Annotated in this window: 25 protein-coding genes and 1 tRNA gene; 5 read left to right on the top strand and 21 right to left on the bottom strand. The window is 65.2% G+C overall.

Features of this window, described 5'->3' with window-relative positions; all coding sequences use genetic code 11:
* Positions 1–90: 90 nt before the first annotated feature.
* From O1Y97_RS03375 to O1Y97_RS03320, 12 genes are all read right to left on the bottom strand, one after another.
* On the bottom strand, positions 91–2,025 hold the full coding sequence (locus tag O1Y97_RS03375) for a GtrA family protein (protein ID WP_318763091.1): 1,935 nt from the start codon (positions 2,023–2,025) through the stop codon (positions 91–93).
* 47 nt (positions 2,026–2,072) lie between these two features.
* Complete coding sequence (locus O1Y97_RS03370; protein ID WP_318763090.1) at positions 2,073–3,101, bottom strand: glycosyltransferase family 2 protein; 1,029 nt, start codon at positions 3,099–3,101, stop codon at positions 2,073–2,075.
* Positions 3,102–3,403: 302 nt separating this feature from the next.
* Positions 3,404–3,488, bottom strand: a tRNA-Leu gene (locus O1Y97_RS03365).
* 180 nt (positions 3,489–3,668) lie between these two features.
* Positions 3,669–4,286, bottom strand: a complete 618-nt coding sequence (locus O1Y97_RS03360) for a 2,3-bisphosphoglycerate-dependent phosphoglycerate mutase (RefSeq protein WP_108606043.1) — start codon at positions 4,284–4,286, stop codon at positions 3,669–3,671.
* A 38-nt stretch (positions 4,287–4,324) separates the two neighbouring features.
* On the bottom strand, positions 4,325–5,134 hold the full coding sequence (dapB, locus tag O1Y97_RS03355; protein WP_183263270.1) for a 4-hydroxy-tetrahydrodipicolinate reductase: 810 nt from the start codon (positions 5,132–5,134) through the stop codon (positions 4,325–4,327).
* Positions 5,131–6,972, bottom strand: coding sequence for an ABC transporter ATP-binding protein (locus tag O1Y97_RS03350; protein ID WP_318764140.1), 1,842 nt, complete (start codon positions 6,970–6,972; stop codon positions 5,131–5,133). Before O1Y97_RS03350 ends, dapB begins: the two co-directional genes overlap by 4 nt.
* Positions 6,973–7,068: 96 nt before the next feature.
* A complete protein-coding gene (locus tag O1Y97_RS03345) occupies positions 7,069–8,091 on the bottom strand; it encodes a glucokinase (protein ID WP_318763089.1) in 1,023 nt (340 codons plus the stop codon).
* Between the two features lie 26 nt (positions 8,092–8,117).
* On the bottom strand, positions 8,118–8,501 hold the full coding sequence (locus O1Y97_RS03340) for a methylglyoxal synthase (protein ID WP_108606039.1): 384 nt from the start codon (positions 8,499–8,501) through the stop codon (positions 8,118–8,120).
* Positions 8,502–8,605: 104 nt separating this feature from the next.
* The gene (gene mepA / locus O1Y97_RS03335) at positions 8,606–9,706 is read right to left on the bottom strand and encodes a penicillin-insensitive murein endopeptidase (protein WP_318763088.1); all 1,101 of its coding nucleotides are present in this window, start codon (positions 9,704–9,706) and stop codon (positions 8,606–8,608) included.
* A gap of 98 nt (positions 9,707–9,804) precedes the next feature.
* The gene (locus tag O1Y97_RS03330; protein ID WP_318763087.1) at positions 9,805–10,719 is read right to left on the bottom strand and encodes an SDR family oxidoreductase; all 915 of its coding nucleotides are present in this window, start codon (positions 10,717–10,719) and stop codon (positions 9,805–9,807) included.
* Positions 10,716–11,879, bottom strand: coding sequence for a tRNA epoxyqueuosine(34) reductase QueG (queG, locus tag O1Y97_RS03325; RefSeq protein WP_318763086.1), 1,164 nt, complete (start codon positions 11,877–11,879; stop codon positions 10,716–10,718). The genes O1Y97_RS03330 and queG overlap by 4 nt, the downstream gene beginning before the upstream one ends.
* Positions 11,860–12,552, bottom strand: a complete 693-nt coding sequence (locus O1Y97_RS03320) for a glutathione S-transferase family protein (protein WP_318763085.1) — start codon at positions 12,550–12,552, stop codon at positions 11,860–11,862. The genes queG and O1Y97_RS03320 overlap by 20 nt, the downstream gene beginning before the upstream one ends.
* 161 nt (positions 12,553–12,713) lie before the next feature.
* Between O1Y97_RS03320 and O1Y97_RS03315 the strand changes: the two genes are divergently transcribed.
* The gene (locus O1Y97_RS03315) at positions 12,714–13,520 is read left to right on the top strand and encodes an undecaprenyl-diphosphate phosphatase (RefSeq protein WP_108606035.1); all 807 of its coding nucleotides are present in this window, start codon (positions 12,714–12,716) and stop codon (positions 13,518–13,520) included.
* A 113-nt stretch (positions 13,521–13,633) separates the two neighbouring features.
* On the opposite strand, the gene O1Y97_RS03310 is transcribed toward O1Y97_RS03315, so the two are convergent.
* Both O1Y97_RS03310 and O1Y97_RS03305 read right to left on the bottom strand, forming a co-directional pair.
* Positions 13,634–14,608 carry a complex I NDUFA9 subunit family protein gene (locus O1Y97_RS03310; RefSeq protein WP_108606034.1) on the bottom strand — a complete coding sequence of 325 codons (975 nt, stop codon included), beginning with the start codon at positions 14,606–14,608 and terminating at the stop codon, positions 13,634–13,636.
* A 139-nt stretch (positions 14,609–14,747) separates the two neighbouring features.
* Positions 14,748–15,206 (bottom strand): DoxX family protein, encoded by a 459-nt coding sequence (locus O1Y97_RS03305; protein ID WP_199914554.1) that lies wholly within the window; start codon positions 15,204–15,206, stop codon positions 14,748–14,750.
* A gap of 202 nt (positions 15,207–15,408) precedes the next feature.
* Between O1Y97_RS03305 and O1Y97_RS03300 the strand changes: the two genes are divergently transcribed.
* Positions 15,409–15,606: a CsbD family protein gene (locus O1Y97_RS03300; protein WP_108606033.1), complete on the top strand. Its 198-nt coding sequence runs from the start codon at positions 15,409–15,411 to the stop codon at positions 15,604–15,606.
* A gap of 167 nt (positions 15,607–15,773) precedes the next feature.
* Here O1Y97_RS03300 and O1Y97_RS03295 read toward each other — a convergent pair whose 3' ends face one another.
* The 6 genes from O1Y97_RS03295 to O1Y97_RS03270 form a co-directional block, all read right to left on the bottom strand.
* The gene (locus O1Y97_RS03295) at positions 15,774–16,157 is read right to left on the bottom strand and encodes a hypothetical protein (RefSeq protein ID WP_318763084.1); all 384 of its coding nucleotides are present in this window, start codon (positions 16,155–16,157) and stop codon (positions 15,774–15,776) included.
* Between the two features lie 343 nt (positions 16,158–16,500).
* Positions 16,501–17,526 (bottom strand): Ldh family oxidoreductase, encoded by a 1,026-nt coding sequence (locus tag O1Y97_RS03290; RefSeq protein WP_318763083.1) that lies wholly within the window; start codon positions 17,524–17,526, stop codon positions 16,501–16,503.
* Positions 17,527–17,530: 4 nt separating this feature from the next.
* Positions 17,531–18,340 carry an ABC transporter permease gene (locus O1Y97_RS03285; protein ID WP_318763082.1) on the bottom strand — a complete coding sequence of 270 codons (810 nt, stop codon included), beginning with the start codon at positions 18,338–18,340 and terminating at the stop codon, positions 17,531–17,533.
* Positions 18,337–19,080: an ABC transporter permease gene (locus tag O1Y97_RS03280; protein WP_246389628.1), complete on the bottom strand. Its 744-nt coding sequence runs from the start codon at positions 19,078–19,080 to the stop codon at positions 18,337–18,339. Before O1Y97_RS03280 ends, O1Y97_RS03285 begins: the two co-directional genes overlap by 4 nt.
* Positions 19,081–19,301: 221 nt before the next feature.
* Entirely contained in the window at positions 19,302–20,081 is a 780-nt protein-coding gene (locus tag O1Y97_RS03275; protein ID WP_318763081.1) for a transporter substrate-binding domain-containing protein, read from the bottom strand.
* Between the two features lie 51 nt (positions 20,082–20,132).
* Complete coding sequence (locus O1Y97_RS03270; RefSeq protein ID WP_318763080.1) at positions 20,133–20,945, bottom strand: ABC transporter ATP-binding protein; 813 nt, start codon at positions 20,943–20,945, stop codon at positions 20,133–20,135.
* Positions 20,946–21,181: 236 nt separating this feature from the next.
* Between O1Y97_RS03270 and O1Y97_RS03265 the strand changes: the two genes are divergently transcribed.
* Genes O1Y97_RS03265 through O1Y97_RS03255 form a run of 3 tightly spaced genes read left to right on the top strand, consistent with a single transcriptional unit; the run spans position 21,182 to position 24,144 of the window.
* Positions 21,182–21,832 carry a TetR family transcriptional regulator C-terminal domain-containing protein gene (locus O1Y97_RS03265; RefSeq protein ID WP_318763079.1) on the top strand — a complete coding sequence of 217 codons (651 nt, stop codon included), beginning with the start codon at positions 21,182–21,184 and terminating at the stop codon, positions 21,830–21,832.
* Positions 21,829–23,403, top strand: a complete 1,575-nt coding sequence (locus O1Y97_RS03260; protein ID WP_318763078.1) for a 5-guanidino-2-oxopentanoate decarboxylase — start codon at positions 21,829–21,831, stop codon at positions 23,401–23,403. Before O1Y97_RS03265 ends, O1Y97_RS03260 begins: the two co-directional genes overlap by 4 nt.
* Before the next feature lie 33 nt (positions 23,404–23,436).
* Positions 23,437–24,144 (top strand): SDR family NAD(P)-dependent oxidoreductase, encoded by a 708-nt coding sequence (locus tag O1Y97_RS03255; RefSeq protein ID WP_318763077.1) that lies wholly within the window; start codon positions 23,437–23,439, stop codon positions 24,142–24,144.
* Positions 24,145–24,192: 48 nt separating this feature from the next.
* On the opposite strand, the gene O1Y97_RS03250 is transcribed toward O1Y97_RS03255, so the two are convergent.
* Positions 24,193–25,332, bottom strand: coding sequence for an alpha/beta hydrolase (locus O1Y97_RS03250; RefSeq protein WP_183263255.1), 1,140 nt, complete (start codon positions 25,330–25,332; stop codon positions 24,193–24,195).
* Positions 25,333–25,453 lie beyond the last annotated feature (121 nt).

Here is a 25,453-nt window from a genome sequence, read left to right as displayed (position 1 = left end):
GGTAGCAGGCCAGTGCCAAATGCGCGTGGCGCTCGATCGGGATGGCTCAAGGCCTGTATTTAGGCCGGGGCGAAAAAGCCGATTGCATGGCTAATAGATGGTTCGGCAGCCCACCGGACGCTCCGGCTGCCAATCAGCAGCCTTCTTGTAAGACGTGTAGATGACGCTTTTCCTGTCCAGGGAGTAGTTGGCGAAAAGGCGCTCGAAGTCCTTGTCCTCCCTGAAGAATTCCAGGATGTCGAAGCCGGGAGATTTCGACAGGCGGAAGTCGTCCACCAAGATGATATCAGGCACATTGCACCGAAGGTCCTCGACGGTCTGGCGCCGAATGTCGTTTGCCAGGGCGGCGAGTTCCGGCGTCAGGCTGCCGTATTTTTTTTCGTGTTCGGACATGGCAAGCACCATCCAGAAGGCGAAATAGCGCGATGGCCATTTGAGTCCGGCCTTCTCCACCGTGGGCCAGAAGTTGGTCGGATGTGCCGTCAGCATCATTGTTGCCGTTCCGGGCCTGCTGTCGCGCAGCAGGTCACGAACGGTGGCCTCGGTGACATTCTTGTAGGGACCGGCGGCGAGGCTGACGATCAAGGGGAGGAGGGTGCAGACGACGAGAGCGGCGTTTGCAGGAAGCGTAACACTCCTCCAGCGGTGCCTCTGCCAGAGAGGGGCGACGGCGAAGAACAACAGCGCAGTCGTCGGAACCGAATGGTACCGCCAGCCTTTCTGCTGCGCGAAATAGGCGAAGCTGAAGGCCAGCGCAGCCAGCGCGGAAGCGAATGTCAGCGAAGGCAGCGTGCTCCTTTGCTGCCACAACACAATGCCCGACAGCGCCCAGACGGCTATGAACGGCCGCAGGAACTGCTTGAGAAAAGATACCTCATAGCCGTCATAGGCGATGCTCACCATCGGCACCATGGTCGTCAGGAAATCCGGCGCAAGCAGGACGACGGCGACACCATAGCTGGCGGCGCCGGCCGACAGAATCACGGTTTCGGCACGAACGGGCGTCCAGTTTCGCCGCAGCCTGTAGATGAGCCAGAGCTCGAGCAGCAGCGGCACCAGCACGAAATAGTGTTTCAAGGCAAAGCCAGATGCCGCCAACAGTCCGGTAGCGGCAGCAACCTTCCAGTCCGTGGGGAGGTTGTCGGCGCGCCTAGCAATCAAAGCCAGGTAGGGGATGGCGCCGATAGCTGCCAAGTGCTCGCGTTGTGCAAATTCCTGAATGGGAATTATGACCAGTGCAAGAAATGCGGTGACAAGCAGAGTTGCGCGCGTCGCGGGGGAAGTGTCCGTCAGGAGGATGGACAACAACGCAAGTGCAGCCGCAATGAGGAGAAACACCGCCGCGACAATGGCCTGCACCGACGGGATGTCGAGTGCCTGCGCGATCCATTCCACTGGAATGGCCATCCAGAACCACAGAGGTGGGTTCAGTTCCAGGATATCCCTGTACAGCACGGCGCCGCCAAGCATTTGGCGGGCGATCCACATCTGCCATACCACGTCGAGGGAAACTGCGATGTTCCGGAGTATCAGATAAGCAGCCAACAAGCCCAGGAAGATGGCTGCTTCAGGCCAACGCTCTGTCGAGAGCGTGTAGTCTCTGCGTTCCTTGCTCTGTAATCCCGAGCGTGGAACGAACACGAAATGTGCGGATCCGAGGTAGAAGGTGATCGAATAGACGCCGATGCCGGCGAGGTGGGTCAATGGGTTGTCGACGATGCCACCAGCCCGTGCCGCCATCACGACGGCAAGGTTCGCCGCATAGGCGATGGCAAAGCTGATCGCATATCTCCACACCACACCCGGCTGATATCCGGCCGTCCGATCGAATGTCCAAAGGCTGTTGAGGACGAAGCTCAGAAGCAGACCTGCTGCGAAGCCAGTGACATTCGCCATGAAATCGCCGAAGCCAAGCTTCAGCAATGCCAATATGATGCCGAAGCCGAGTGCCGTGTTCAGCAGACCAACGGCCCCGTATCTGAGGACACGCTGCAGTTCAAACAGCGGTTTCGATCGGGTGGACACTATGCTGCGCTCCGAAAAGAAGATCTGTGGCGGCGTGCCGGCCGGTCTCAGGCACGGAGCGCTTCCTTGACCAGTTGTTGAAGATTGCGAGCGCCCACGTCCTGTTCATCGGCGACTTCGCCCGAGATGACCTCGTTGACGATGTAGAGCGGCCGCCGCTTCGTCTCCATGTACATCCGGCCGAGATACTCGCCGAAGATGCCGAGCACCAGCAGTTGCACGCTGCCGAGGATGAGCACGATGGCAGCAAGGCTGGTCCAGCCGGGCAGGACGCTGCCCATCAACCACGAATAGAGGGTGTGGCCGAGCGTGAGCAGGCCGAGCACGCCGAAGGCCATGCCCAGATGCGACGCAAAGCGCAGGGGTGCGACGGAAAAGCTCGTCATGGCGTCGACTGCCAGCAGGATCATCTTGCGCAGCGGGTAATGGGTGGTGCCGGCAAAGCGGCGTTGGCGCTGGTAGGGGAAGGCGACCTGTTTCAGCCCGATCCAGCTCACCATGCCGCGGATGAAGCGGTAGCGCTCGGGCATCGCATTGAGGTGATCGAGCGCGCGGCGGCTCATCAGCCGGAAATCGCCAGTATCGGCGGCGATGTCGACATCGACCATCCGGCGCAGCAATCGATAGAAGATCGAGGCAGTGGCGAGCTTGAACCAGCCCTCGCCCTCGCGCACCTGGCGCTGGCCGTAGACGACGTCGAAGCCCTCGTCCATCTTAGCCATCAACCCGCCGAGCAGTTCCGGCGGATCCTGGAGATCGGCGTCGAGGATGAGGATGCGCCTGCCGCAGCAGAATTCCAGGCCGGCGCTGAGCGCGATCTGGTGGCCATAGTTGCGGGCAAGGTCTATCCCGACGATGTGACTGTCACGTGCCGCCAAGTTGAAGATCGCGTCACGGGTGCCGTCGGTCGACCCGTCGTTGACGAGTACGATCTCATAGGACTGGCCTGCCTGTGCCTGGCAGGATGCGGAAACGCGCCTGTAGAGCTCTCCAATGCCGTCGATTTCATTGTAACAGGGCACCACCACCGAAAGCGCGACCTGGCGCTGCCCGGACAGGTATTTTGGATCGGCCACCGCGCTACTCCCCCAACTATTCGGTAGCAACGGTAAGTTGAATTGGTAACAAAACAAATAATGGCCGGATGCCAACTTGGCGCGCGGTATGTAGTACTAGGCGTATTGAGATGATGCCGGCCTGCAACTGGCCTATACCTGCCCATGGGGCCGCTCATCTGCGGCACGGCTCCAGGTTCTAGACACCCCAGAGGGTGTGTCGACTAGCCGAGCGGCCCGGCGCGGCAGAGCGATTGTGAAGGAAAGATCATTGTCGGTCGACGCATCGACCGACTGGTTCATCCGGTTGGTAGTCCGGATGATGGTGCCCAGAAGAGGACTCGAACCTCCACGCCTCGCGGCACACGGACCTGAACCGTGCGCGTCTACCAATTCCGCCATCTGGGCTGGTGGGCGCTGATGTAAGCGGGCGAAGCGACTGTGTCAACGCGCTTTTTCAGCTTTTGCCGACGAATGCTGCGACAGGCCGGAATTGTCGCGTTTGGCGTGCCGCATGACGTTGCGGCAGGCGGCGCGGTGCAGCCGGCAAAGGGGCGGGAGCCGCGAATCGGCGGCTCCCGTGTCGGCTCAGGCCAGCACTTCCTTGGAAGCGACGGTCGAATCGGCGTTGAGCTTGTAGACGATCGGCACGCCGGTTCCGAGTTCGAGCTTGACGATGTCCGGGCCCGAAATGCCTTCAAGCGCCATGATCAGCGCGCGCAGCGAATTGCCGTGCGCAGCGACCAGCACCGTGCCGCCGGAGAGCACATGCGGCTGCATGTCGTGCATGTAATAGGGCCAGACGCGCGCGCCGGTGTCCTTCAGGCTCTCACCGCCGGGCGGCGGGGTGTCGTAGGAGCGGCGCCAGACGTGGACCTGCTCCTCGCCCCACTTGGCGCGGGCATCGTCCTTGTTGAGGCCGTTGAGGTCGCCGTAGTCGCGTTCGTTGAGTGCCTGGTTGCGGATCGTCTTGAGGTCGCTCTGGCCGGTGGCGTCGAGGATGTGCTGGCAGGTCTTCTGCGCGCGCATCAGCGCCGAGGTGAAGGCGATGTCGAACTTCAGGCCGCGCGCCCTGAGCTTCTGTCCGGCGGCCTTGGCTTCGGCGGTGCCCTGCTCGGTCAGGTCGACGTCGCGCCAGCCGGTGAACAGGTTCTTCAGGTTCCATTCGCTCTGGCCGTGACGGACGAGCACGAGAGTACCGGACATTTTAGCTCCCTTGAGGTGGGTGAGGACGATGGATTGATCTACAAGCCAAGCACGTCGCGCATCGAATACAGGCCGGGCTTGCGGCCATGCGCCCACAGCGCTGCCTTGACCGCACCGCGGGCGAAGATCGTGCGATCCTCGGCCTGATGCGACATGGTGATGCGTTCGCCGGTGCCGGCGAGGATGACGGAATGGTCGCCGACAACCGAGCCGCCGCGCAGCGTGGCAAAGCCGATGGTGCCCGCCTCGCGCACGCCGGTATGGCCGTCACGCACGCGCACGCTCTTCTCGGCCAGCGCGATCTTGCGGCCTTCGGCTGCGGCCTCGCCGAGAAGCAGGGCCGTGCCCGAAGGCGCGTCGACCTTGTGGCGGTGATGCATTTCCAGCACCTCGATGTCGAAGTCGCCGGGCCCGAGCGCCTGCGCCGCCTTCTCGACCAGGACGGCGAGCAGGTTGACGCCGAGGCTCATGTTGCCCGACTTGACGATGGTGGCATGGCGCGCGGCAGCGGCGATCCTGGCATCGTCTTCGGCCGCGCAGCCGGTGGTGCCGATGATGTGGGCGATGCGCGCCTGGGCGGCATAGCCGGCGAATTCGACGGTCGCCGCCGGTGCGGTGAAGTCGAGCACGCCGTCAGCCTTGGCGAAGGCCGCCAGCGGGTCGTCTGATATCGCGACATTGATGGTGCCGATGCCCGCGAGCTCGCCGGCATCCTTGCCGAGATAGGGCGAGCCGCTGCGCTCGATGGCGCCGACGACGCGGACGCCCTCCATCGTGTGTACGGTGCGTAGCAGCACCTGACCCATCCGGCCGGCGGCGCCGACCACAACCAGACCCATGTCGCTCATCGCAAGCTCCCTGCGGCAGCGCTGGCGCGCTGCGGCTCCTCTTTTTTCGTCTCGCCTGTATCGTCCACCAGTCCGAGCCCGGCTTCGTCGTGCAGATTGTGGAACCGGGCATAGACGCTGTTGGGATCGGTCATCAAGCCCGCATGCGTGCCTTGCTCGACCAGCCGGCCCTGATCGAGCACGACGATATGGTCGGCGCTGACCACGGTCGAGAGCCGATGGGCGATGACGATGGTGGTGCGCCCCTGCATGACGGTCGAAAGTGCCGCCTGTACCCGCGCTTCGGATTCATTGTCGAGCGCCGAGGTCGCCTCGTCGAGCAGCAAGATCGGCGCCTTGCGGACGAGCGCCCGTGCGATGGAGATGCGCTGGCGCTGGCCGCCCGAGAGCGAGGCGCCGCTTTCGCCGACCGGCGTGTCGTAGCCATCGGGCTGCTGGCGGATGAACTCGTCGGCGAAGGCCTGCTCGGCCGCCAGACGGATCTCGTCGTCCGTGGCGCCGGCGCGGCCGTAGCGGATATTGTCGGCAATTGTGCCTTCGAACAAATAGGGGTGCTGCGAGACATAGGCGATCGACTGGCGCAGCGAACGCTTGGTGACGTGGGCGATGTCCTGGCCGTCGATCTCGATGCGGCCGCCGTCGACGTCGTAGAAGCGCTGCAGCAGGGCGATCAGCGTCGACTTGCCGGCACCCGAGGCGCCGACGATTGCGGTCGTCTTGCCGCCGGCTGCGGTGAAGCTCAGCTCATGCAGGACCGGCATGTCCGGCCCATAGGAGAAGGAGACGGCTTCGAAGCGGATATCGCCCTTGCCGACCTTGAGAGCGCCTGCATCGGGAGTGTCTTCCTGGCGCGGCTCAGTGTCGAGGATCTCGTAGATCATGCGGGCATTGACCAGCGCGCGCTCGAGCCCGACCTGGGTGCGGGCAAGGCGGCGGGCGGGGTCGTAGGCGAGTAACAACGCGGTGATGAAGGAAAAGACCGCGCCGGGCGGCTGTGCGCCCATGGTCGAGCGGTAGCCGGCATAGGCGATGACTGTGGCAACGACGACGCCGGCCAGCGTTTCGGAGATCGGCGACAGCCGTTCCGAAACGCGGGCGATCTTGTTGGAGCGCGCTTCGACGTCGCTGACCAGAGCGTCCATCCGCTTTGACAGCTGGTCTTCCATGGTGAAGGCCTTGACGATGGCAACGCCCTGAACAGCTTCCTGCACCGCGCCGAACAGCCTCGAATTGACCAGGATGGCCTCGCGGTTGAGCCTGCGCAGCCGCCGCATCAGATGACCGACGAGGAGCACCAGCGGCGGGCCGATCAGGAAGGCGATCATCGACAGCACCGGATCCTGGTAGACCATGACGCCGACGAGGGCGACCAGCGAAACCGCGTCGCGGGCGATCGAGGTGACGGTGATGTTGAGCAGGTCGCGCACGCCGCCGACATTCTGGTTGATCTGCGCGACGAGCTGGGACGACCGCTGGGCCGAGAAGAAGTCCATGCCGAGCTTCATCAGGTGGTCGAAGATGCGGCGCTGGTAGCGGGCGACGAGATTGTTGCCGATCTTGGCGAGTATGACCGCCTGGCCATAGGTGGCGATGCCGCGCAGCGCGAAGGATGCGAGGATCGCCAGCGAGATCAAGGCGATGAGGTCGGCGCGCTGGCGGTAGAAGATCTCGTCGATGACGTCGCGCATGATCCAGGCGGTAAAGGCCGTGGTGCCGGCGATGACGAGCAGGAACAGCGCGGCGAGCCCGTATTGCCAGGCGTAGGCGCGGCCATTCTCGGCGGCGACGCGCCGGATCACGCCGACGATCTCGCCACGCGAGGCCTTGGCCTTTTCCATCTGGGCTGTGGTCAAACAGGTAGTCCTGTCGCTACGCGAAAACTGCGCCCCTCATAGAGCATGACGTCGGCGGGGGAAACCGCCTTTTGGCCGCGGCTAGGCGCGCCAGCGCCGGTCTCCGGTTTCGATGCCGAACAAGGAGGGGGTGCGGGCGTAGGCCGCAAGCCCGGCAAGCGCCGCGAGCGGGTGGGTGATGACATAGACAGGCATCGAGGCCATCAGTTCGCGATGCGGCGCCTTGTCCTCGAAGGCCTCGCGGAAATTGCCCTGCTTCAGCGCCGGCACGATCTTCTGGGCGATGCCGCCTGTCAGGAAGACGCCGCCCTTGCTCTTGAACACCAGCGCCAGGTCGCCGGCGGTGCGGCCGAGGCAGGTGACGAACAGCGACAGCGCTTCCTCGGCGATGGGATCGCTGCCGGCGAGAGCCGCCGCCGTGACCTGTGCCGGCTGGGTGAGCGTGGGCGTCTTGCCGTCGGCGAGGGCGACGGCGCGGTAGGTGTTGACCAGCCCGCGGCCGCACAGGATCTGCTCGCCCGAAATGCGGCCTTCGAGCTTTTCGAGATGCGGGAAGACCTCGAAGTCGCGCTGGGAACGCGGGCCGATATCCATGTGACCGCCTTCGCCGGGCACCGGAATCCAGCGTCCCAGGGCATGGATCAGGCCGGCGACGCCAAGGCCTGTGCCCGGCCCGAGCACGACGCGCCCGGCGCCCTCTTCAGGCTCGCCGGGGCCGATCTTTTCCATGTGCTCGTCACCCAGCGCCACGACCGCGAGCGCCTGGGCCTCGAAGTCGTTGAGCACCAGGATGTCGGTCAGCCCGATGGTTGCAAACATCTGCTTGGGACGCACCACCCAGGGGCAATTGGTGAGCGCGATCTCGTCGCCCTCGACCGGGCCGGCGACGGCAAGCACCGCCGAGCGCGGCTTGACCGGCGCGCCGTCGAGCACGGCGAGGATGGCGTCGTCTATGTTGGCATAGCTGGCGGTCTGGACGATGCGCGGCTCGCCGGCATCCTTGTCGGCGCTCTCGACGATGGCGAAGCGCGCATTCGTGCCGCCGATGTCGCCGATCAGGATCGGGAACGGGAGAGCCTGCGCCTGGTCGCTCTGATGTGACATTCCCGGTTCCGTCCCTGCGTCGGCGTTCAGCCGTTCTCTTGATTCTCGAGCATGATCTCGGCCGTCGCCCGGTTCAACGCCATGGGAATGTCGTAGACGATGGCAAGCCGCATCAATGCCTTCACGTCGACGTCATGCGGCATCGGCGTCAGCGGATCAACGAAGAAAATCAACTGGTCGATCTTGCCCTCGCTGATCAGGGCGCCGATCTGCTGGTCGCCGCCAAGCGGCCCGCTCTTCAGTGGCGTCAGGTTGAGGCCCGGGCAGGCGGCGAGGATGCGCTGCCCGGTGGTGCCGGTGGCGACGATATGGCAGGTCTTCAGGAACTCGACATGGTCGGCTGCGAAAGCGACCAGGTCGTCCTTCTTCTCGTCATGGGCGATCAGGGCGAGACGCGATGCAGGGGTCACACGAGTTCATCCGGGAGAATTAAATCGGTTGAAATCCATAGACCGATTTCCATGCTTTTGGAAGCGACATGGCATCGGCCCGATCGGCAGGTTGCAGTCCGTCCCTACTGCGTCTTCGGGCGCGGACGCGGCAGCGGAATGTCGACCGAAGGCCGGGGTGCGAAGGCGTTTGCCGCAGCCGGCGTGCCGTCATCGGTGATGACGGGCGTGTCCGCGACTTCCGGTTGTTCAGGTGCCGGAGCGGCCACGACCGCGGTCGGTGCGCCACCCTTGCCGTGGAAGGTCACGGCGGCCTCATTGGCGGGCGAGGGGGCGTCGAGTACGGCGCGGCATTCCTTGGGCAGGCTCGCCATCGTCATGATGTCGCGCGCCTTGGGCTTCGCAGGACCGGTGGCCGGGCGCCATGGTTCTTCGGTGAACCACCAGGCCAGCGACTTGTCGCAGCCGTCGCCGCGTGGCGTCGGATCCTGCTCCTTGCAGCCTTTCGAGCCGGGCTGGCAGCCGATGCGGACGTGGAAATGGTAGTCGTGGCCCCAGAACGGCCGCACCTTGCGCAACCACGAACGATCGCCGGTGACTGTTTCGCAGAGCTTCTGCTTGATGCCCGGATTGACCAGGATGCGCTCGACTTCCGGATAGCTGGCGGCGCGTTCGAGCAGGCGCGTATGTGCCGGCGTCCAGCGCTTTTCGATGACGCGGTGGGTCTTTTCGTTGACCATCGAGACCGCACTCATGTTCTCGCGCTCGGTCGGCGACAGCCTGCGGTCCGGCATCGGCGTGAGCCAGATGTCGGCGTCGAGGCCGATCTGGTGCGAGGCGTGACCGGTCAGCATCGGGCCGCCGCGCGGCTGCGAGATATCGCCGATCAGGAGGCCGGGCCAACCGTCGGCGGTGGCCTCGCGCGATAGCTTTTCGATCAGCGCGATCATCTTGGGATGGCCCCAGCGCCGGTTGCGCGACAGGCGCATGGCCTGCCAGGTCGGTCCGTCGGTGGCGATCGCCAGTCCGCCGGAGAAGCAGCCCTTGGAGTAGAATCCGTACGAGCGCGCGGCAACCGCCGCCGGCAGCCTCTTGTTGCCGAACAGGTCCTTGGCGAGTTCCGCAGCACTTGCGGCCTGCATGTCGAGACCGACAAGGCCAAGGGCGGCGAGCGCCATGGCGAGCCGCGCCGCCTTGCCCAGAATTCTACTGAAAAATGCCGTCATGGAGTTTTGTCCTCTCCGCCAGCTTGGGCTGCCACGGTTACCGAATGGTAAATTCCGGCGCCCGCACCCCAGTCATTTCGCTATGCGACCGAACCCGCTCAGCCTTGCCTTATCGGACTGCGCCTGTCGCTTTTCCCTTCGCCGCGCCAGCTGCCGTCGGCCCACATCCGGTCGAACGCAGCCCGGTAGTCCGGGAAGCGGAACTCATATCCCGTGGCCCGAATCTCGGTGTTGGCAACACGCTTGTTCTCGCCATAGAAGGACCGTGCCATGGGCGAAAGTTGGGCAGTCTCGAAGGGAATTTCCGGTGGCGCATCGACGCCCATCAATTGAGCGGCATAGCTCACCACGTCCTGCGGCGGCGCCGGCTCGTCGTCGGTGACGTTGTAGATGCCGCCACGGTCCGCGTCGAGCAGGTGCCAGAGCGCACCCGAGATGTCGTCGACATGGATGCGGTTGAACACCTGGTCATTCTTGATCAGGCGCTTGGCGGTGCCATTCTCGAGGTTGACGAAGGCATTACGGCCCGGGCCGTAGATGCCCGACAGGCGCAGGATCGCGACCGGCCGGCCAACCCCCTCGCCGAGTTCGTGCCAAGCCTGCTCGGCGTCGAGCCGGGCCTGCGAGCGGCCCGGCTTGGGCCGGCATTCGGCGGTCTCGTCGATCCATTTGCCGCCATGGTCGCCATAGACGCCGACGGTCGAGAGATAGCCGATCCAGCGCAGCGCCGGCATGTGGTGGAGGATGGCGTCGCGGGCGACGTCGAGCACGGGGTCGCCGTCGGCGCCGGGTGCTGCCGATACCACCAACTGCGTGGTCTCGGCGAGCCTAGCGCGAATTTCGGACGTCAGATGCCCGTCGAACAACAGCGGCTCGATGGCTGCGGCCTCGAGGCCGGCAAATTTCTCGACCGTGCGGGTCGTGCCGGAGACGCGGACGCCCTGCGGCCGGTCCCGGGCGAAGGCCTTGCCGGAATAACCGGCACCGAAGATGAAGATGTTCTGCTGGGTCATGCCTGCGTCCATGCGGGTTCAGACTGCGTGAGGGCCGCCTGCCATTCGGCTATCACGTCTTGTTCGGTTTCGACCTTCAGCGCCTGATGCGCAAGAGCCGAAACGGCTTCCGGCCCGGCAAGACGCGACAGCGCCCAGACGGCGGCGCCCCTGACCAGCGGCGCAGCGTCGCCGAGCAGAGCCTGGCAAGGCGCGATCAGCGACCTGTCGCCCGAATTGCCCGCGGCGACCAGCACGTTGCGGACGAAACGGTCGCGGCCGATGCGCTTGACCGGCGAGCCGGAGAAGAAGGTGCGGAAGGCGGCATCGTCGAGCTGGAGCAGTTGGGCAAGGCGCGGCTGGCGCAGGTCGTCGCGGGCGGCGAGCTTCTGCTCCGAAGCCGCCTGGGCGAACTTGTTCCACGGGCAGGCGGCGAGACAGTCGTCGCAGCCGTAGATGCGATTGCCGATCTTTTCGCGGAATTCGAGCGGGATCGGACCCTTGTTCTCGATGGTCAGGTAGGAGATGCAGCGCCGGGCATCGAGCCTGTAGGGCGCCGGGAAGGCATCGGTCGGACAGGCGTCGAGGCAGGCGCGGCAGGAGCCGCAATGGTCGATCTCGGCCTCGTCGGGTGCAAGTTCGGCGGTGGTGAAGATCGTGCCGAGGAACAGCCAGGAGCCGAATTCGCGGCTGACCAGATTGGTGTGCTTGCCCTGCCAGCCGAGCCCGGCCGCTTCGGCCAGGGGCTTTTCCATGACCGGGGCGGTGTCGACGAACACCTTCACGTCGCCGCCTGCGCGGGCGACGATCTTGCCGGCGATCTCCTTCAGCCGGCCCTTCATGACGTCGTGATAGTCGCGGTTGCGGGCATAGACCGAGATCGCGGCACGGTCGGAAACGGCCTGGAGTTCGCGCGGGTCGCTGTCCGGGCCGTAGTTCATGGCCAGGACGATGATCGAGCGCACATCGGGCCACAGCACGGAAGGTTCGGCGCGGCGCTCCAGCGTCTCGGCCATCCAGCCCATCGAGCCATGCAGGCCTTCCTCGACGAACTGGGCGAGGCGGGCAGGGGCGAGCGGGATGGCGTCGGGCCGCGTGACGGCGACGGCGGCGAAGCCGGCGCGTTGGGCCTCGCGCTCGATCAGCTGGCGCAGCGCCGTATCAGAAATCGAGGTCCGCATAATGCGATGCCGGGGTCAGGCCGCGTACCCGGTCGGCGAGCAGCGGCCGGAAGGATGGCCGCGACTTGACCCTGGTGTACCATTCGCGCGCCGATGAATGTTCGCGCCAGTCGATTTCGCCGAGATAGTCGAGCACCGACAGCGAGGCCGCCGCGGCAAGGTCGGCATAGGTGATGCGCGTACCGGCGAGCCAGTGGCGCGTGCCGGCCAGCCAGTTGGTGTATTTCATGTGCTGGCGGATATTGGCGCGCGCCGCGCGGATCGCCGCCGAATCGGGCGAACCGCCGCCGGCCGATTCGGGCATATGCGGCTTCAGCACGCGCTCGCGCACCAGGTGACGGGTCACTTCGCTATCGGTCTTGGTCAGGTACCAGTCGGTGAGGCGGCGGATCTCGGCGCGCTCCATCGGGTCTTCGGCGAACAGCCGGCGCTCGCGCTTCAGCACGCCGCGGGTCTCGTCGATATATTCGGAGATGATCATCGCGCCGATGATCGGAACGTCGCCTTCGGCCAGCAGCACCGGCAGTGTTCCCGCCGGATTGAGCGACAGGAATTCCTTGCGCCGCGCCCACGGCTTCTCTTCGATCAGGGCCAATTCTTCGCCATATTCGCCGAACGCCAGGCGGACGAAGCGGCATGTGGCGAACATCGGGTGGTGGAAAAGCGTCAGCATGGTCCTGCGAAATTTCGTGATCGGTGGCGCTCTGGCGAATCGCTTGCCGCGCCGCTAGAGCTTCTGGGCCCGGCGCACCGGGCTCTCGGGCGACCCGACCTATAGGGTGAGTTCCGCCCCATGACAAGCAATCGCGAATGAACGATCCCGCGGGGACCGGAATGGAAAGCCAGACTATCATCGACGCGCTGCTGCTCGGACTGCTCGAGGGGCTCACCGAATTCATTCCGGTCTCCTCGACCGGCCACATTCTGCTTGCCGGGCATTTCCTCGGCTTCAACTCGACCGGCAAGACCTTCGAGATCCTGATCCAGCTCGGCGCCATCCTGGCAATCCTGTCGGTCTACTGGGCGCGGTTGTGGCGGATGCTGGTCGACCTGCCGCGCGACCCGCAGACGCAGCGTTTCGTCGCAGGCATCCTGATCGCCTTCCTGCCGGCGGCACTGATCGGCGCGTTGGCGCACGACTTCATCAAGACGGTGCTGTTCGAATCGCCGCGGCTGATCTGCATCATGCTGATCCTCGGCGGCATCGTGCTGCTGTTCCTCGACAGGCTCGATCTCAAGCCGCGCTATGGTGACGTCACCAATTTTCCGCTCTCTGTCTATCTCAAGATCGGCCTGTTCCAGTGCCTGGCGATGATCCCCGGCACCTCGCGCTCGGGTGCCACCATCGTCGGTTCGCTGCTGATGGGGGTGGAGAAGCGCGCCGCCGCCGAATTCTCGTTCTTCCTGGCCATGCCGACCATGGCGGGCGCCTTTGCCTTCGATCTCTACAAGAACCGCGACATCCTTTCGGTAGCCGACCTGCCGATCATCGGCGTCGGCTTCCTTGCTGCCTTCCTGACTGCGCTGTTCGTGGTGCGCCATTTGCTCGATTACGTCTCGCGCAACGGCTACGCACTGTTCGGCTGGTGGCGGCTGCTGGTCGGCAGCGTCGGGTTGATCGCGCTGATGGTCTGGGGCTGAGAACCCGCCCCCTCAGCCCGCGGCGCAATAGCCCAAGCGCCACGACCGTGATGGCGCTCGTGAGCCGCTTGCGCAAATTTTCCTGGAGAAGGCGCTGATGCGCCCTCAGCCGGTCAGGCTTCCGTCCTGCGGGTAAACTGGCCAGCAGCGCGGTAGCGCCAGAGGTAGCTCGGCAGGATCGAGGCCGTGGTCTTGGGTGCGATGCCGACGGCGGCGATGGTGCGGCCTTCGTCCTGCGCTGCCTTGGACACGACATTGTCGGAGCGCAGCAGCGTGACCTGGTCCTTGGTCAGCAGCGGGTTGGGCAGAAGGCCGAGGATCGATGCCTGCAGATTGGCAGCCCACCACGGTACCGGGACCAGGTTGCGCTTGCGGTCGATGACCTCGAGAATCTGTTCCATGCACTGCTTGAAGCTCAGCACCTGCGGGCCGCCGAGCTCATATATGGTGCCGCCCTTGACCTTGCCGTCGACGGCGCGCGCGATGGCCTCGGCAACGTCGCCGACATAGATCGGCTGGAAGCGGGTTTCACCGCCGCCGATCAGCGGCAGCACCGGTGAGAAACGCGCCATGTTGGCAAAGCGGTTGAAGAAGCCGTCCTCGGGACCGAAGACGATCGACGGCCGGTAGATCACTGCCTCGGGCAGGGTCGCCAGGACCGCCTTTTCGCCGCGCGCCTTGGTCTGGGCGTAGATCGAGTGCGAGTTTTCGTTGGCGCCGAGCGCCGAGACATGGGTCAGCGAAGCGCCGACAGCGCGTGCGGCCTCGGCCACGGCACGGGCGCCGAACTCCTGGACCGTGGAGAAACGCTGGCGGCCGCCTTCATGCAGGATGCCGACGAGATTGACGACATGCGATGCGCCCTGGACGGCGCGGTCGACCGACCAGCGCACGCGCAGGTTGGCCTGGACCGGCTGGATCTGGCCGACATTGCCGAGCGGCTGCAGATGGAAGGCGAGGTCGGGGCGGCGGCAGGCGACACGCACCAGATACCCGCGCTTGGCCAGCGCCCGCACGACATGGCGGCCGAGGAAGCCTGAGCCGCCGAATACGGTCACGAGTTGCGGGGTCTGCAGAATTTCAGTCATCGCTGGCTCCGGTCGCCAAAAGGGGCAGGGATGTCAGCGTTCTTAGCCCGTTTCGCGGAAAAGGCAATCATCGAGGCTCCATGCGGAGCGGCCCGCGCCGATCTGGCGCGGGCTTGTGGTTTGCCTTGGGAGGCAGGGTCTAGAATTCGCGGCCGAGGCGGGCGTCGACCGAGTGGCGATTGCCGCCACGGATGGCGAAGAACAGGAAGATCGCCGCCCAGATGATCGACTTCTCGGCGCCCTGGTAGCCCTGGCCCATGGTGATCCAGTGGAACCAGACGGTGACCAGCAGCACGAACATGGCTGCAAAGGAGGCCGGCCGGGTGAACAGGCCGATGGCGATCAGGATGCCGCCGAAAAACTCGGTGCAAGACAACAGCAGCGACCAGAAGGCGCCGGGGTAGAAGCCGAGGCCCTCGACCATGCCGGCTGCGCCGAACGGGTCGGAAATCTTGCCGAGGCCGTGCGTGACCAGGGCAACGCCGGCAACGACACGCAGGATCGTTTCGGCAGAATCGTGCAGGTTCGAATAAAGGCCGCGGAGCGCGGGGATGAAAAGTCGGCGGCCGGAATTTTCGGTCGTCAGGGTCAAGGACATCTCTCCGATTGCGGGGCTATGTTCGAAAAATGTTGCAATGCACCAACGCCGCAAGGCTGCCGTCACAGTCAAGTCAACAAGGTTTGATGAAAAGATGATTAACATAGTCATGTTTTGCAAAATTTGGGAACCCGACCGGCGGCAGGGCGTTGACACACCAGTGCGGCGGACCTGTCGTGCCAAATCCCAAAAGGAGAACGCGATGAATTGGAACCAGATCGAAGGCAATTGGGAGCAGTTCAAGGGTAAGGTCCAGGCCCAGTGGGGCAAGCTGACCGACGATGATCTCGACGTCATCAAGGGCAAGCGGACCGAACTCGCCGGCAGGCTGCAAGCCCGCTACGGCCAGGCGCAGGAAGAGGCCGAAAAGGACATCGACACCTGGCTTTCGCGCCACTGAACCGTCTCTGAGCAGCACGGCCGCCTTGAGCGGCAGACGAAGCCCCGCCGCGAGCGGGGCTTTTTCGTTGCCTAGGCGCCAACGCAGAAAACCCCGCGATATGCGGGGTTTTCCGGATGGCAGAATGCGGGCGACCGACGCTCGAGCGAGGCCGACGCCTCACGACATCAGGAGGGTTCCCGGCAAGTCTTGCCACCCCAACCCTGCTGGCCCGACATGTTGCCACCTGCGGCCTTGCAGTCCTGGATGAACTTGGTGTTGCAATCCGGGAACTTGCTCGAGCCGTTCTTGCAGTACTTGTCTTCGGTCACGCCGCCATTGCCCGACGAGGCCTTGCCGCTCGGACCAGACGGCTTGTCGTTGTCAGGGGCATCCGAGATGTCGCCGGGACCCGAAGGGCCATTGCCGCCCGGTGCGTCGGAGATATCACTCGGGCCCGACGGACGGTCGCCGCCGCCCGAGCCGGCCGAGAAACCGCCGGCGGCGTTGGCGCTGCCGATGGCGCCGGCAAGCAGCAGAACGGCGGTCAGGATGGTGATCTTGGTTTTCATGGTCATTTTCCCTTTTCGAGGTTGCGTTTCGGGGCCGCGGAAACGCTCTGGTTTCCACGTCGGAACGATCTTTCGGTTTGGGTTCCCCCCGGTTGATCGGGCGAGCTCAACTCGCCCTGGACATGACTGGGTCGCAGCGATCAGGAGAAAGGTTCAAAGAGGGTTCGAATTATTTTCGCAGGGGTTTCGCGGGGTGGTTTCTGGGGCGCTGTGGGTTGTGGTTCTGGGCCACCAGAATAGCGGAGACCCGGGTATCCATGCCGTGACGGTGAAACCACCGCTGCGGTCCAGGTTTGCTGTCCCGGTGGCGACGTCCCAAAGCGGAGTCGAATACGCTCCCGGTTCAGTCAGCCTGCCGCGCGGAAAATTCGCCGATACGGGCGTGCAGGGCCACGGGGATCGTGATCCCCTCGACCTCGGAGCGGGCACGGGCTGCGGCCTTTGCAGGACCGGGGATGTGGACGTGATACTGGCCGGACAACCGGTCGAGCTGCGTCCGCATGCGCGCCTCGAAGCCGGGATCGAACAGTTTCGGATCGAGTGCGACGACGAACAGGCCGGTGCCGGGCGACTTGTGGCCGTCTGTGATCGACGGGGCGTCGACCGACCAGTTGGCGCCCGAGATGCCGGCAGCAAGCACCTCGACCATCAGCGCGATGTTGGCGCCCCGCGCCCCGCCGAAGGCGAGCAGCACACCCTTCATCGCCTTCCTGGCGTCGGTCGTGGGTTTGCCCCTGGCGTCGAGCGCCCAGCCCTCGGGGATCTCCTCGCCGGCTTCGGCCGCCTTGCGCACATTGACGAAGGCGGTCGCGCTCGACGACTGGTCGATGATCAACGGCGGGCCGTCGGCGGCAGGGGCTGCGAGCGAGATCGGGTTGGTGCAAAACACCGGCTTGGTCGAGCCGGAGCCGGCGACCAGCGCCGGGCCGTTGGTGGCAGCGAGCGCAACAAGGCCCGCTTCGGCGAGCCGGCCGGTGAAATAGCCGAGCGAACCGCAGGTATAGGCATTCCTTTGCGAGAAGATGGTGACGCCGAACAGCCTGGCGGCCTTGGCGATGTCGTCGAAGTTGCGGTCGAAGCCGGTGTGGCCCGCGCCGCCCCGGGCGTCGGAGAGGTAGATCGCCAGCGCCGGCCGGGTGACGACCGGTTCGGCCTTGCCGTCGATGCGCCCGGCCTCCAGCGATTCGAGATAGTCGACATAGTGCGACAGCCCGACGCTCGCCTGGCCGTCGGCTTCGGCGGCAACCGCGGCAAGTGCGATCGACTGCGCCGTCTCTTCGCTGGCGCCGGCGCCGACGGCAGCTGATATGCAGAGCGCACGGGCTTCGTCGAGGCTGAGCGTGACCGTTTCTGTTTTTGTCTGCGGCATAGGCTTACCCCAGTCTGGCCGGTATCTTCGCCTCCAGCTTGCGGAAGGCGAAGACGAGAATGCCCGTGATGATCAGATAAATCAGGGCGAGCAGCAACAGCGGCTCGTAGACGATGAACGTGTCCTGGCGGACGCGCGAAGCCACCGCGTAGATGTCGATGACGGTGATGGTGGCGACCAGCGGCGTGGCCTTGAGCTGGAGTACGGTTTCGCCGGCCAGCGTCGGCAGCGCGCGGTGGATGGCCTGCGGCAGCCAGATGCGGCGGAAGCGTTTCCATGGGCTCATGCCGAAGGCGCGGGCGGCCTCCAGTTGCCCTCTCGGCACGCCGGCGAAGGCACCGCGCATCACTTCGCCCTCGTAGGCGGCGTAGGAAAAGGTCAGCGCCAAGACGGCATAGGGCCAGGCCTGCCTGAGGATCGGCCATAGCTCCGACTGCCTGATCCAGGGAAATTGCGGGAACAGCGAGCCGAGGCCGTAATAGAGCAGCCAGAGCTGCAGCAGCAGCGGCGTGCCGCGGATGACCGTGCAGAAGGCCTTGGCCGGCCAGGCCAGCCAGAACGGCCCGGCGGCCTGGGCGAGGCCGAGTGGAACGGCGAGCATGAAGCCGAGCACCACGGTGACGACGAGAATCCAGATCGTGCGCCAGATGCCGAGCAGCGCCAGGTCGTAATAATTCGGCAGCCAGTCCCAGCGCATGAACAAGATCGCCGATAGCACCAGTGCTGCGGCAATCGCGATCAGCACGATGCGGTGCGGCTGCAGCCATTCCGAGCGGGTGGCGGGCGTTGTAGCGGCAGGAGCGGCAGCACTCATCGGCCGGACTCCGCGACCGGCGGCATGCCGCGCCGCGCCCAGCGCTCGATGCGGCCGATAATGACGTTGGAGAACAGCGTCAGCAGCAGATAGAGCACGCCGGCGGCGACGAAGAAGGTGAAATAGGCCTTTGTCGTGGCGCCGGCCTGGCGGGTTTCCTGGGTCAGCTCGTTGAAGCCGACGACGGCGAGCAGGGCGGTGTCCTTGGTGGCGATGAGCCAGAGATTGGCGAGGCCGGGAATGGCGAAGGGCAGCATCGCCGGCAGCGTGATCCGGCGCAGCATCTTGCCCGGCGGCATGCCGTAGGCGCGGGCCGCCTCGATCTGGCCCTGCGGTATCGCAAGAATGGCGCCGCGGATGACTTCGGTGGCATAGGCGCCCTGGACGATGCCTAGCACGCCGATGCCTGCGGCAAGCCCTGAAATGTCGACGGGAGCGTAGCCGAAGCTGTCGAGCGCACGGTTGATGAGGTCGGTGCCGGCGTAATAGAGCAGCAGGATCAGCACCAGCTCGGGCACGGCACGCACGACGGTGGTGTAGATCTCCATCAGGTCGCGCACCACAGGGCTGCCATAAAGCTTGCCCCAGGCGCCGGCGATGCCGATGGCGAGGCCGAGCCCGAAGGCGCCCAGGGCGATCTGGACGGAGTTTGCGAGCCCGCGCAAAAGATTGGCGCCCCAGCCGGGCGGCGAGATGGCGAGCAGCTCGACAGCGCTTGTCTGCAGCAGCGGGTTCAGCACGTGCTCGATATCAGTGGTCCTTGGTGCGGGATGGGTCGACGTCGTTCCCCTCCCCCTTGTGGGGAGGGGTTAGGGGTGGGGGTGCAGCGCTCCACCCGGTTGTCCGCCGGATTGCCGAGGAAAAGGACCCCCACCCTTTATCCCTCCCCACAAGGGGGAGGGTGGGCGTCGGCGTCACGACTGATCCGGTGCTGGCGCAAGGCCGGATCTGCACGCCCCCCTCACTTGCCGTAGATGTCGAAGTCGAAATATTTCTTGGCGATCTCGGCGTATTTGCCGCTGTCACGCAGCGACTTGATGGCGGCATTGAATTTGTCCTTGAGCTCCGTGTCGCCCTGGCGTAGGCCGACGCCGACGCCCGGCCCGAGGATTTCGACGTCTTCGGCGACATCGCCCTTCATGTCGCAGCAGGCCTTGCCCGCATCGGTGGCGAGGAATGTGGCGAGCGAAAGAGAATCCGCCTGCACCGCGTCGACACGGCCGGCTGCAAGGTCGGCCTGGGCCTCGTCCTGGGTCTGGTAGATCTTGATCTCCGAGGCGCTGTCGGCGAAGTGCTTCTTGGCGTAGGCCTCGTGCACCGTCGACACCTGCACGCCGATGATCTTGCCCTTGAGGCCCTCGGGCGTGGCATCGAACTTGACGTCCTTGGAGCCGATGATACCGGCCGGGGTGTTATAATACTTGTCCGAGAAATCGATCGACTTCTTGCGCTCGTCGGTGATCGACATGGAGTTGATGATGGCGTCGATCTTCTTGGAGTTGAGCGCCGGGATCAGGCCGTCCCAGGCGGTCATCGTGACCTCGCATTGCAGCTTCGCCTCGGCGCAAAGGGCGTCGATCATCTCCATTTCCCAGCCGCCCCATTTGCCCGAAGCGTCGGGTGAGGCGAAGGGCGGGTAGGGTTCGGGTGCCATGCCGACCTTGATCGCCTGGGCGCCGGCGCTTCCCGCGCTCAAGCCAAGGACCAGTGCCAAGGCCGCAGTTGCAAGCAGTGCTTTCATGCTGTCTCTCCCGTTTGTCGTTGTTCTTGATGTTCCCGTATTTCGTCCAGGCTAGCCGATGTTGCGGATGAACTGCTTGAGCCGCTCCGATCTCGGCGCCCCGAAAAGCTGTTCCGGCGGGCCTTCCTCCTCGACCACGCCGTTCCAGAGATAGATCACATGGGTTGCCACCTCGCGGGCGAACTTCATCTCGTGGGTGACCAGGACCATGGTGCGACCTTCGCGGGCGAGATCGCCGATCACCTTCAGCACCTCGCCGACTAATTCGGGATCGAGCGCCGAGGTCGGTTCGTCGAACAGCATGACGCGCGGCTGGACCGCGAGCGCACGGGCGATTGCCGCGCGCTGCTGCTGGCCGCCCGAGAGATAGGCCGGGTAGACGTCGCGCTTTTCGGCAAGGCCGACGCGCGCCAGCAGCCGCTCCGCCTCGGCGATGGCCTCGGTGCGCTTGACGCCAAGCACATGCACCGGCACCTCGATGACGTTTTCCAGCAGCGTCATGTGGCTCCACAGGTTGAAGCTCTGAAACACCATGCCGAGGCGCGAGCGGATGCGCTCGATCTGGCGCCGGTCAGCCGGCACGCTGTCGCCAAGGCTGTTCGGCTTGAGGCGGATCTCTTCGCCATTGACGCGGATGATGCCGCTGGTCGGATTTTCCAGGCAGTTGATGCAGCGCAGCAGCGTCGATTTGCCCGAGCCTGAGCCGCCGATGATCGCCACCACCTCGCCGTCGCGCGCCGACAGCGACACGCCCTTCAGCACATGCAACTGGCCGAATTTCTTGTGCAGGTTCTCGACATGGATGGCTTCGGCGGCTTGGCCGTCTGATCGTGCAGGGTGCTGGGCTGCATGACCCGCAGCCATCAGCGATGGCTCCGGCGCGTGAACGTCTTCCCGTCAGCTTGCATCAGGCTGCTCATGGTCGCGTCGCGATGTTCCCCTGGGCGGTGAGGATGGACCTTTCGGCCTTGCGGCGTCAACGGCACCAGTTCCCGCTTCTTTTATGCTTCCATTACGGCACTTGCGACGTTGTTATGCAAGTGTATAAATATTCGCGAGGCCGGTTTCGGCCAATTTTTCCAGACGAAGCGAAGGTGGACATGGCAGTCGCCGCGCGGAGAAAATTCCGCCGAGAAGGCGAGGAGCGCCGTCGGCAGGACCTGATCGAGGCCACCCTCGACTGCGTCGCCGAGCACGGGCTGCAGGGCGCGACGGTCAGGGCCATCGCGCTGCGCGCCGGCGTCACCGCTGGGCTGATCCGCCACTATTTCCCTGGCAAGGAAGAGCTTTTGCAGGCGGCCTATGCCGCCGTCATGGGACGCATGACGGACCTCGCCAAGACAGCGCTGGCGACCGTCGAGCAGGAGCCCGGGCGGCGGCTTGCGGCCTTTGTCGCGGCGAACCTCGCGCCGCCGGTGGTCGATGGGCGCAGCTTCTCGCTCTGGGCCAGTTTCATCGGCCGGGCAAGCAGCGATCCGGCGCTGGGGGCGGCCCACCGGGCCGGCTATCTCGGTTTCCGCGACGAAGTCGAGGCGCTGGTCGCCGAGGCTTTTTCCGACGCCGGCCGGCAGGCGAGCCCGTCGGAATTGCGCCGCCTGGCCATCGCCATCAACGCCATCATCGACGGGCTTTGGGTCGAGGGCTGCCTCGCCGGCGATATGTTCGAGGCAGGCGAACTGGCCGAGATCGGCATCGGCTCGGTGGAAGCGATGCTCGGCCTGGGATTGCGCGGCGAAAGGGAGGTGGCATGACGACGATCGGCGAAGCTCTTATCGATCTGCTCGAAGCGCATGGCGTCGATACCGTGTTCGGCATCCCCGGCGTGCATACGATCGAGCTCTATCGCGGGCTGGCGCGATCGAAGATCCGCCACATCACGCCGCGCCACGAGCAGGGCGCCGGCTTCATGGCCGACGGTTACGCCCGCGCCACGGGCCGGCCGGGGGTGGCCTTCGTCATCACCGGGCCGGGGCTCACCAACACCATCACCGCCATGGCCCAGGCACGCGCCGATTCGGTGCCGATGCTGGTGATCTCGGGCGTCAACGCACAGCCCACGCTGGGCAAGGGCCTGGGCTATCTGCACGAACTGCCCGACCAGCGCGGCATGATGGAAAAGGTGGCGCTGTCGTCGCGGCGGGTGACCGAGGCAGCCGAACTGCCCGGCGCGATTGCCAGGGCCTTCGAGATGTTCGCAACGCGGCGGCCGGGGCCGGTGCATATCGAGGTTCCGCTCGATGTCATGGGCAAGCCGGCGGATGGGCTGAAGCCATTGCCGAAGCGTGCGGCTGTGCCTGCTCCGGGCGAACGCGCGCTTGCCGAAGCAAGGCCCTTGGTCAGCGCGACGAAACGGCCGCTGATCCTCGCCGGCGGCGGGGCGCGACGGGCCGAGGCTGAACTCAGGGCCCTGGCGGAAAAACTCGACGCACCAGTCGTCACCACAGCCAACGGACGTGGCCTGATGCACGGCCATGGACTCGGCGTGCCGGCGAGCCCCAGCCTCAAGGCGGTACGGTCGCTGATGGCGGATGCCGATCTGGTGATCGCCGTCGGCACCGAGTTCGGGCCGACCGACTACGACATGTATGGCGACGGCGGCTTCATGCTGCCGAAGAGCCTGATCCGCATCGACATCGACGAGATGCAGCTTGGCCGGCGCCCGGCGGCGGTTTCGATCCTGGCCGATGCGGGCGCGGCACTTGCGAGGCTGGGTGCCGATGCTGGCGAAGCGCGCCAGGCCGGCGGCACAGCGCGCGCCAAGGCGGCGCGGGAGAGCGCCTGGGCGGAAATCGGCCCGGCGATGCAGGCGCAGGTTCGAGCGGTGGAGGCGATACGCGACGCCCTGCCGGGCGCGATCATCGTCGGCGATTCGACCCAGCCGGTCTATGCCGCCAATCTTTACTATGACCACGACCGGCCGGGCGGCTGGTTCAATGCGGCGACGGGCTACGGTGCGCTTGGCTTCGGCCCGCCGGCGGCGATCGGCGCGGCGCTGGCCGTACCGGATGCGCCGGTGGTCTGCCTCAGTGGCGACGGCGGTTTCCAGTTCACCTTGCCGGAACTGGGGGCGGCGCTGGATGCGAATGCCCCTGTCATCTTCGTCGTCTGGAACAATCGCGGCTATCGCGAGATCGAGACCTCGATGCTCGATGCCGGCGTCGAGCCAGTCGGTGTGTCGCCGGTGCCGCCGGACTTCCTTTTGATCGCCCAGGCCTATGGTCTTCAGGCCGAGCGCCTGCGGGATGTTGGCGCAATCGGCAGCGCATTGAAAAAGGCGCGCTCGACGGGAAAACCCTGTCTGATAGAAATCACCGTCGAATAGGCCGCGCTTGGCGGTCCATCGCGGGAGTTGAGCATGACGAAGAGTTTCGAAGGCCGGCATGTCGTTGTTACCGGCGCCACCGGTGCGCTGGGCGCGGCGGTAGCCAGGCACCTGCTTGGCGAAGGCGCCATCTGCCATTTGCCGATCAGCCGGCCGAAGGCGCCTGACGGTTTCGAATTCGCCGGCAAGGATCGTGTCCACATCGCCACCGGCGTGGACCTGACGGACGCACAGGCCGTCGATGCCTTCTACGACGCCATTCCTGGTCTCTGGGCCTCGATCCATTCGGCAGGGGGCTTCGACATGGGCGCGGTCGAGACTGTCGATCCCGACCAGTTCGACCGGATGATGGACCTCAACGCCAGGACCGCCTTCCTCTGCTGTCGCGGTTCCGCCCGTTCCATGCTCGCCGGCAAGGCCGGCGGTCGCATCGTCAATGTCTCCGCGCGCCCCGGCATCGAACCGCGCAAGGGCGGCGGCATGGCGGCCTATGCCGCCAGCAAGGCAGCCGTCGCGGCGCTGACCGTGGCGCTGGCGGAGGAACTGAAGGGCGCGGACATCCTGGTCAATGCCGTGGCGCCGTCGACCCTCGACACGCAGGCCAACCGCGATGCCATGCCCAAGGCGGATTTCGGCAAATGGGTCAGCCTCGAAGTAGCGGCGGCCGCGATTGCGCAGCTTGCTTCTCCGGCCAATCTGGTCACCAGCGGCACGGTGGCCGCGATCTACGGCCGAGCATAGGGCTAGCGGCCCTGCCCGATCGAGATCGCTGTCGACCTGTCGCGGGGGCTAGCGCGTCAGGCCGCCATTCGGCACGCCCAGCAGTCTGGCCGGCAGGTAGATGACCAGCGAGGCGGCGCCCTGGATGACCGAAGTGCCGTCGGCAAGGATGGTTTCGGCCGGCGCGCCTTCGCCCCTGTCGGTGATGTCGTTGGTCAGTCCGCCTTTTGCCATCAACGCCATCAGCGTCGGCGAACTGGCGAAGACGCCATGGCTGCCGCCGTCGAGGTTGGATGTGTCGAGCACTGTGATGTTTTCCGCCTGCAGGGCTGCGACATCGGCGCCGGAACCAACGCGCGGGTGGCCGCCGGTCAACCCGCCCGACAGGTTCAGCGCCTTGTCGCGCGTCGACACCAGGATCATGAACGGGTTCGGCAGCTTGTCGATGTCGCGCAACTGGCTCTGGAAGACGTCGATGTCGATGTCCGGTGCCGCAAGCACGAGATCGTTGATGCGGCTGATGTACTTGTCGCGGCCGCTCAGCGACAGGCTGCGCAGCGCCTCCATGACCACATAGCTGCCCATCGAGTGGCCGACGAGCACAACGCGCTTGGCCTGGCTGCGCGCGGCGATCTCGATCGTGTCGGCAAGGCCGTCGCGGCTGTAGGCGGCGCTGTCGCGGTCATAGACGTAGAGCGGCAAAGACCCGCCCGACGGCCAGGCATAGTGCAGCGCCACCGCCTTGATCTTATAGTCGTGGACGATCTGGGCATTGCGGAAGATGCTGTCGGCGAAGTTGTTGTTGTAGCCGTGAACGAAGATGAAGACCTCGCGCTCTTCCGGCGGGCGCCGCATCAGGTCGGCGTCGAGGGCAGCCACGAACTGCGCCTTCTCGTCGAAGGGTTGGAACGAGCGGGCGACGAAGTTGCGCACCGGACTGGGCGCGCGGCTGGCGCTTTCGACCTCTCCGGCAACATGGGTTGCTGGAATGCCGATCTCGAACTTTGCAAAATTGAGCGACTTAGCGCGTTCGGCCGAATAGGGCAGCGCAAGATTGTCCGAGCGTGCCCGCATGGTCGAGACATAGATCGGCACGACGGCTGCCGATTCGCCTTCCTTGCCGTCGCCGAGACCAAGCACGGCGCGCCCGCCGCAACCGGACAGGACCACGAGCACGAGAAAGAAGGTTAGAAAACGCAACTTGATCATTGCCGGGCTCGGGACGCGGGACAGGGCTTGGCGGTCTTAAGAGCAGCAAATCCTGGCCGCGGCAACCGCGGAGGTGCCGAACGCAGGCTGCCCGGAAGCATTCGGATGCGCCGTGAAGCAT

It is taken from the genome of Aminobacter niigataensis, from assembly GCF_946995915.1.
Taxonomy (GTDB): Bacteria; Pseudomonadota; Alphaproteobacteria; order Rhizobiales; family Rhizobiaceae; genus Aminobacter; species Aminobacter niigataensis.
The sequence above is the reverse complement of the archived record's forward strand: the minus strand, read 5'-3'. Positions and strand labels throughout refer to the sequence as shown.